Origin of the sequence: Pelomonas sp. KK5 (assembly GCF_001984095.1) — a bacterium.
GTDB lineage: Bacteria > Pseudomonadota > Gammaproteobacteria > Burkholderiales > Burkholderiaceae_C > KK5.
This window is the reverse complement of record NZ_LYVQ01000292.1, coordinates 1-6,942: the sequence shown is the minus strand read 5'-3', so window position 1 is coordinate 6,942 and position 6,942 is coordinate 1. Positions and strand designations below refer to the sequence as shown.

The 6,942-nt window shown below is 72.6% G+C and carries 8 protein-coding genes; 7 read left to right on the top strand and 1 reads right to left on the bottom strand.

What is annotated here, in order from left to right; all coding sequences use genetic code 11:
• The 5 genes from B0W88_RS28385 to B0W88_RS28365 form a co-directional block, all read left to right on the top strand.
• Positions 1-1,576 (top strand): xanthine dehydrogenase family protein molybdopterin-binding subunit (locus tag B0W88_RS28385; RefSeq protein ID WP_144007032.1); only part of this gene is annotated, 1,576 nt, incomplete at its 5' end.
• Between the two features lie 19 nt (positions 1,577-1,595).
• Complete coding sequence (locus B0W88_RS28380; RefSeq protein WP_233151876.1) at positions 1,596-2,561, top strand: dihydrodipicolinate synthase family protein; 966 nt, start codon at positions 1,596-1,598, stop codon at positions 2,559-2,561.
• Positions 2,562-2,572: 11 nt separating this feature from the next.
• Entirely contained in the window at positions 2,573-3,043 is a 471-nt protein-coding gene (locus B0W88_RS28375) for a (2Fe-2S)-binding protein (RefSeq protein ID WP_077037909.1), read from the top strand.
• Positions 3,036-3,842, top strand: coding sequence for a xanthine dehydrogenase family protein subunit M (locus tag B0W88_RS28370; RefSeq protein ID WP_077037908.1), 807 nt, complete (start codon positions 3,036-3,038; stop codon positions 3,840-3,842). The genes B0W88_RS28375 and B0W88_RS28370 overlap by 8 nt, the downstream gene beginning before the upstream one ends.
• Positions 3,843-3,844: 2 nt before the next feature.
• A complete protein-coding gene (locus B0W88_RS28365; RefSeq protein WP_077037907.1) occupies positions 3,845-4,660 on the top strand; it encodes an aspartate dehydrogenase in 816 nt (271 codons plus the stop codon).
• Here B0W88_RS28365 and B0W88_RS28360 read toward each other — a convergent pair.
• Complete coding sequence (locus B0W88_RS28360; protein WP_083749132.1) at positions 4,650-5,660, bottom strand: LysR family transcriptional regulator; 1,011 nt, start codon at positions 5,658-5,660, stop codon at positions 4,650-4,652. The two genes, B0W88_RS28365 and B0W88_RS28360, sit on opposite strands and share 11 nt — an antisense overlap.
• Positions 5,661-5,692: 32 nt before the next feature.
• On the opposite strand from B0W88_RS28360, the gene B0W88_RS28355 reads away from it, so the two are divergent.
• Both B0W88_RS28355 and B0W88_RS28350 read left to right on the top strand, forming a co-directional pair.
• The gene (locus tag B0W88_RS28355) at positions 5,693-6,295 is read left to right on the top strand and encodes a 3-hydroxyanthranilate 3,4-dioxygenase (protein WP_077037906.1); all 603 of its coding nucleotides are present in this window, start codon (positions 5,693-5,695) and stop codon (positions 6,293-6,295) included.
• A 3-nt stretch (positions 6,296-6,298) separates the two neighbouring features.
• Complete coding sequence (locus tag B0W88_RS28350) at positions 6,299-6,847, top strand: CoxG family protein (RefSeq protein ID WP_077037905.1); 549 nt, start codon at positions 6,299-6,301, stop codon at positions 6,845-6,847.
• The last annotated feature ends 95 nt before the right edge of the window (positions 6,848-6,942 follow it).

Sequence of the window (6,942 nt, the reverse complement as noted above, 5' to 3'; positions counted from 1 at the left end):
GCCGCTGGAGCCGCGTGCGGCCTTGTTCCAGTGGCACGGCGAGCGGCGGCTGATGCGCGCCTGGCTGTCCACGCAGACGCCCAGCCGCGCCCGCGAGGACATCGCCGCGGCGCTGGAGCTGATGCCGGAGCAGGTGCATGTGGTGGCCACCGACGTCGGCGGCGCCTTCGGCGGCAAGGCCTCGGTCTTCATCGAGGACCTGATGCTGGCGCTGGCCGCCCGCCGGCCCGACCTGCAGGGGCGGCCGCTGCGCTGGCTGGCCACGCGCGGCGAGGATCTGCTCTCCGGCACCCACGGCCGTGCCTCGCGCCTGCAGGGCCGGCTGTGGTTGGACGATCAAGGCGGCATCGCAGCGCTCGATGCCGGCCTGCAGTTCGCACTTGGCCATTGGCTGCCCTTCAGCGCCGCGGCGCCGCTGCGCAACACCTGCCGCATCCTGCCCGGGCCGTATCGCGTCGGCGCGCTGCAGGTGAAGGCCGAGGGCCGCCTGAGCCACGCGGCGCCGGTCGGCATCTACCGGGGCGCCGGCCGGCCCGAGGCCTGCATCCTGATGGAGCGGCTGGTCGACGAGGCGGCGCGCTCGCGCGGCCTCGATCCGCTGGACCTGCGCCTGGCCACCGCCTGGACCGGCGCCGAACTGCCGCGCACGCTGGCCAGCGGCGCCTGGCTGGACCGCTGCGATCCGCGCGCGCTGCTGGAGCGGGCGGCCGTGCTGTTCGACTACCGCGCCCGCCGCCGGCAGCAGGCCCCGCTGACCGGCCTCGGCATCGCGCTCTATGTCGAGCCCTGCGGCCAGGGCGGCGAGAGCGTGCGCCTGAGCGCGCTGGCCGACGGCCGCTTCGAGCTGGCCACCGGCGCTACCGCGCAGGGCCAGGGCCGCGAGACCGCCTATGCCCGCATCGCCGCCGAGGCGCTGGGCTGCCCGGACGACTGGATCACCGTGGTCCACGGCGATACCGCGCGCTGCCCCGCCGGCATCGGCGCGCTGGCCAGCCGCAGCACGGCGATCGGCGGCTCGGCGATCCTGGCTGCGGCGCGGCAGCTGCAGCGCAAGCTGCACGAGGGCCAGGTCTTGCCCTGCAGTGTCGAGCTGTTCCACGAGACGGCCAACGAGGCCTGGGCTTCCGGCTGCGTGATGCTGGAGATGAGCATCGACCGCGACACCGGCGAGCCGCGCATCGGCGAGATCGTCTGGGTGGACGACGCGGGCGTGATCGTGCACCCGGAGCTGGTCCACGGCCAGCTGGTCGGCGGCCTCGCGCAGGGCCTGGGCCAGGCGCTGATGGAGCAGCTGGTCTACGACGACAACGGCCAGCTCGTGACCGGCTCGCTGATGGACTACGCGCTGCCCCGCGCCAGCGACATGCCGGTGCAGATCGCCATCGAGAGCCTGCCCGTGCGCAGCGCTGCCAACGAGCTGGGTGCCAAGGGCGTCGGCGAGGCCGGCTGCATCGGCCTGCCGGCCGCGCTGCTGAACGCCGCCCACGACGCGCTGGCGCCGCTGGGCGTGCGCGAGCTCGATTTCCCGCTGACGCCGGCGCGCCTGTGGCGTGCGATGCAGGACGCCGCCCGCTGAATCCTTCCCTCCCTCCACCATGCACATGAACTACACCAAGCAAGACGCCCAGGCCTACGCCAAGGCGCATTTCACCGGCGTCTGGGCCGCCACGCTGACGCCCTTCAAGGCCGACGGCGGCGCCGACGAGGCCGCCTTCCGCGCCAATCTCACGCACTGGACGAAGACGCTCTCGCTGGGCGGCCTGTTCGTCTGCGGCAAGCAGGGCGAGTTCTTCTCGATGTCGCTGGCCGAGCGCAAGCGCAACTTCGAGATCGCCGCCGAGGTGGCGCGGGCGAACGGCTCGCGCACGGTGATGTCCTGCTCGGACACCAACCTCGACACGGTGCTCGAACTCGGCCGCCATGCGCAGGCCGTCGGCGCGGACTGGATCGTCGTGCACAGCCCGGTGCTGCATTTCGGCGCCGACACCGACGAGACCATCTACGAGTACTACCGCCACCTCAGCGAGCAGCTCGACATCGGCATCGCGATGTGGAACCACCCGGACTGCGGCTACCTGATGAGCCCGCAGCTCTGCGCCCGCATCGCCGAGCTGCCCAATATCGTGGCGATCAAGTACAGCGTGCCGCGCGAGATGTATGTGGAACTGTCCCGACTGGTCGGCGATCGCATCCAGGTCAGCACCGCCAGCGAAGAGGAATGGCTGGACAACATCGAGGAACTGGGCTGGCGCCTGTACCTGTGCTCGACGCCGCCGCTGCTGCTGCAGACCGCCGCCGACACGCGCATCAACGACTACACGCGCCTGGCCTTCGCCGGCCGCTTCGAGGAAGCACGCCGCGTGCGCGACAGCCTCGAGCCCGCGCGCCAGGCCTTCAGGGCCAGCAAGCCCAAGGGCAAGCCGCAGGCGCACAGCAAGTACTGGCTGGAGCTGCTGGGCCAGGCCGGCGGACCGGTGCGGCGGCCGCTGCTGCAGCTGACCGAGGCCGAGAAGGCGCTGGTGCGCGAACAGTTCGCGCTGAGCGGCCTGAAGCTGGGTTGAGGGCCGACGCGATGGCGATCAGCGTCAACGGCCGCGCCGTCGAGACCGCATCACTCAGACCGGCCACGCTGCTGGTCGAGCTGCTGCGCGACGGGCTCGGGCTCACCGGCACGAACGTCGGCTGCGACACGGCGCAGTGCGGCGCCTGCACGGTCCATGTGGACGGGCGGGCGACGAAGGCCTGCAACGTGCTGACGGTCCAGCTCGACGGTGCCCAGGTTCGCACGATCGAGGCGCTGGCGCCCGGCGAGCACGCGCTGCATCCGCTGCAGCGCGCCTTCTCCCGCCACCACGCGCTGCAATGCGGCTACTGCACGCCCGGCATGCTGATGCGCGCCGCCGCGATGCGGGCCGAGGGCGTGCCGGCCGAGCCGCAGGCGGTGCGCGAGGCGCTCGCCGGCAACATCTGCCGCTGCACCGGCTACGAAGGCATCGTCGCGGCGATCTGCGAATGGCTGGCCGCGGGAGCGCCCGATGCGTGACTTCGACTTCCGCCGCGCCCGCAGCGTCGCCGAGGCCGTGGGCTGCTTGCGCGACGGCAGCGACAGCAAGCTGATCGCCGGCGGCCAGAGCCTGCTTGCGTCGATGAAGCTGGGCCTGATGGCGCCCGAGCGGCTGGTCGACCTCGGCGGCATCGCCGAGTTGCGCGAGGGCCGCGCGCTGGGCGGCGGGGAACTGTGGCTCGGCGCGATGCAGACCCACGGGATGCTGGCCCGCGACCCGCTGTTGCGCAGCACCATCCCCGGCCTGGCCGCGCTGGCGGGCCACATCGCCGACGAGCAGGTGCGCGGCATGGGGACGATCGGCGGCTCGATGGCCAATGCCGACCCGGCCGCCTGCTGGCCGGCGGGGCTGCTGGCCCTGGGCGCGGTGCTGCACACCGACCGCCGCGAGATCCCGATCGACGACTTCCTGACCGGCCTGTTCGGCACCGCGCTGGAGCCGGACGAGATCCTCTGCGGCATCCGTGTCCGCAAGCCGCGCCGCATGGTCTATCGCAAGTTCGAGCAGGCGGCCTCGCGCTTTGCGCTGGTGGGCGTGGCGGTGGCGGAGCTGGACGACGGCGCGGTGCGCGTGGCCTTGACCGGCACGTCGCAGGGCGCGGTGCGCCTGCCCGCCTTCGAGCAGGCGCTGGCCCGTCGCCTGTCACCCGATTCATTGCGCGGCCTGGCCGTGGACGAGGCGCTGATGTCCAGCGACGTCCACGCCCCGGCCGACTACCGCGCGCATCTGGCAGCCGTGATGGCCCGCCGGGCCGTGGCTTCAATTTCCGGAGAGTAGAGATGAGCAAGAGCAACAAGCAAGTGGAACCGCTGCGCGTGGCGCTGATCGGCCTGGGTGCCATCGGCCGCGTGATCGCCGAGGAGCTGCGGCGCGCCGGGGAGGGCGTGCAGCTCGTCGGTGCGATGTGCCACCACCCCGATGAGGGCGCCGGGCTCGAGCTGGCCGTGGTCACCACGCTGGACGAGCTGCTGGACCTGCGGCCGGAGCTGGTCGTCGAGGCGGCCGGCCATGGCGCGGTGAAGGCCTATGGCGCGGCGGTGCTGCGCGCGGGCCGCGACCTGCTGCTGGTCTCGGTGGGTGTGCTGTCGGACGCGGCCCTGCATGCGGAGCTGGCCGAGGCGGCGCAGGCCTCGGGCCGGCAGCTGATGCTGCCCTCGGGCGCGCTGGCCGGGCTGGACTACCTGCAGGCCGCGCGCCTGGCGGGGCTGGACCGCGTCTGCCTGCGTTCCAGCAAGCCGCCGCTGGCCTGGCGCGGCACGCCGGCCGAGCAGTTGCTGGACCTGGCCGCGATCGACTCGCCGACGGTGTTCTTCCGCGGCAGCGCCCGCGAGGCGGCGCGGGACTACCCGAAGAACGCCAACGTCGCGGCCACGCTGGCGCTGTGCACGCTGGGCATGGAGGCGACGATGGTGGAGCTGGTGGCGGACCCGACGCTGCGCGGCAACGTCCACCAGATCGAGGCCAGCGGCACGGCCGGCGAGATGAGGCTGTCGCTGAACAACACCGCCTCGCCCGACAACCCCAAGACCTCGCTGATCACGCCCTACAGCGTGCTGCGCAGCATCCTGGCGCGCCGCGCGGCGCTCAGCGTTTGAGCTTGCGATGAGGAGGAGGAGCCAGGGGCTGTTGGCGCAGGTGCTCGCGGAGATGCTCGCGCATGGCCTGCGCGGCGGGCGACAGCGAGCGCTGCGCCAGCTGCGCCAGCGACACCTCGCGGGCCGCGGCCGGCGCCTGCAGCGGCAGGCCCGCCAGCTCGGCCAGGCCGCCGATGGCCGACACCCGCAGCGCATAGGCCGGCAGGATCGCCACGCCCATGCCGGCCGCGGCCATCGCCATCGCGGTGGTCACCTGGCCCAGCTCCATGGCCGGCTTCGGGCAGCCGCCGATCGGCGCGAAGCAGCGCTCCACCAGCGCGCGCAGGCCGCTGCCTTCGCGCAGCAGCAGCAGCGGCTGGTCCCGCAGGTCGGCCCAGCGCAGCGGGCTGCGCGAGGCGAGCGGGTGATCGCGCCGGCAGACGGCCACCATCGGGTCGCGCAGCAGGGGCTCGGCCTCGATGTCGGGCTCGGGCGCGTCGAAGGTGGCCAGCACCAGGTCCAGCTCGCCGCCGCGCAGCGCGGCCAGCAGCTGGTCGGCACCGGCGTCGAGCAGGCTCAGCTCGATGTCCGGATACGCCGCCGCGAAGGACTGCATCAGGCCCGGGATCAGGCTGGCGGCCAGCAGCGGCGTCGTGCCCAGGCGCACGCGTCCGCGGCGGCGCAGGGCCACATCGCGCATGTCGCTGGCCACGCGGTCCAGGTCGGCCAGCAGGCGCTGCACGGCGGGCAGCAGCTCGCGGGCGGCCTCGGTCAGCTCGAGGCGGCGCGTCGTGCGGTCGAACAGCTTCAGGCCCAGCTCCGCCTCCAGCGTGCGGATCAGCGCGGACAGCGCCGACTGGCTCAGGAACAGCTGCCCCGCCGCGCGGGTGAAGCTGCCCTCGACGGCCACCGCCGCGAAGCCGCGCAGCTGCTTCAGCGAGACGTTGGCCGGCCGTGCCGCGGCGCGATTCGGCAGGGGCAGGGCGGCAGCGGCAAGGAATTCGTCTTCGGCGTCATGCATGGGCGCCGCATCTTAGTCAAAGGAGAGCACTGATGAACCTCAAATACGGGCGCCCGTTCAACTTCGCGCGCTGGATCGCCGAGCATGCGGCGGAGCTGCGGCCGCCGGTCGGCAACCAGCAGATCTGGCAGGACGCCGATCTCGTCTGCACCGTGGTCGGCGGCCCCAACCAGCGCACCGACTTCCACGACGATCCGCACGAGGAATACTTCCACCAGGTCAAGGGCACCGCCCACCTGCTGCTGTGCGACCGCGGGCAGTACGAGCGCATCGACCTGCACGAGGGCGACATCTTCCTGCTGCCGCCGCACGTGCTGCATTCGCCGCAGCGGCCCGAGGCCGGCAGCCTGTGCACGGTGATCGAGCGCCGCCGTGCGCCGGGCAGCATCGATGCTTTTCAGTGGCATTGCGCGCACTGCGGCACGCTCGTGCGGCGGCTGGAGCTGCAGCTGCAGAGCATCGTGGCCGACCTGCCGCCGGTCTACCAGCAGTTCTATGCGAGCGCCGAGGCCGAGCGCCGCTGCCCCGGCTGCGGCGAGCTGCATCCGGGCCGCGAGTGGCGCGACTGGCATGCGGTGCTGGCCGCGAAGCATCCCGATGCGGCCGTGCCCGTGTCGCTGCGAGAGGAGGGCTGAGCGATGCGCATCGTGAACACCCGTGAACTGCCCTGCCCGCAGCAGCAGGCCTGGGCCGCGCTGAACGACGAGGCCGAGCTGCAGGCCTGCATCCCGGGCTGCGAATCGCTGGTGCGCGGGGCGCCGGACCAGCTGCAGGCGGTGGTTGCCGCGGCGCTGGGGCCGGTGCGTGCTCGCTTCAGGGCGCAACTGAGCCTGCAGGACCTGGTGCCGCCGCAGAGCTATCGCGTCGTCTTCGACGGGCAGGGCGGCGTGGCGGGCTTCGGCAAGGGCACGGCGCAGGTGCGGCTGGAGGCCATCGACGCGGCGCGCTGCCGGCTCAGCTACGAGATCGAGGTGCAGATCGGCGGCAAGCTGGCGCAGATCGGTTCGCGTGTGGTCGATGCGGCGGCGCAGAAGATCATCGGCGAGTTCTTCGAGCGCTTCGAGGCGCGGCTGCAGCCGCCGCAAGTGCCGTCAGCGTTACTTGCAGACGAAGCGACGCCACCGCCGGGCTGGTGGCAGCGCCTGCGGGCCTGGCTGGCGCTGCGGCGCAGCGCCGCTTCAAGCTAGGCGACCGAACTCGATGGCCGCGCCGCGCCTTCCCTGAACTTTTTGCATCAAGTTCTCGCCAATCCCTAAAACCCATGCTATAGTTCTATCTTTCA

Bases quoted from the DNA above. Each gene is read 5' to 3' on its own strand.
- B0W88_RS28380 (WP_233151876.1), top strand. From the start codon at position 1,596: ATGCACATGAACTACACCAAGCAAGACGCCCAGGCCTACGCCAAGGCG.
- B0W88_RS28375 (WP_077037909.1), top strand. From the start codon at position 2,573: ATGGCGATCAGCGTCAACGGCCGCGCCGTCGAGACCGCATCACTCAGA.
- B0W88_RS28370 (WP_077037908.1), top strand. From the start codon at position 3,036: ATGCGTGACTTCGACTTCCGCCGCGCCCGCAGCGTCGCCGAGGCCGTG.
- B0W88_RS28365 (WP_077037907.1), top strand. From the start codon at position 3,845: ATGAGCAAGAGCAACAAGCAAGTGGAACCGCTGCGCGTGGCGCTGATC.
- B0W88_RS28360 (WP_083749132.1), bottom strand. From the start codon at position 5,660: ATGCATGACGCCGAAGACGAATTCCTTGCCGCTGCCGCCCTGCCCCTG.
- B0W88_RS28355 (WP_077037906.1), top strand. From the start codon at position 5,693: ATGAACCTCAAATACGGGCGCCCGTTCAACTTCGCGCGCTGGATCGCC.
- B0W88_RS28350 (WP_077037905.1), top strand. From the start codon at position 6,299: ATGCGCATCGTGAACACCCGTGAACTGCCCTGCCCGCAGCAGCAGGCC.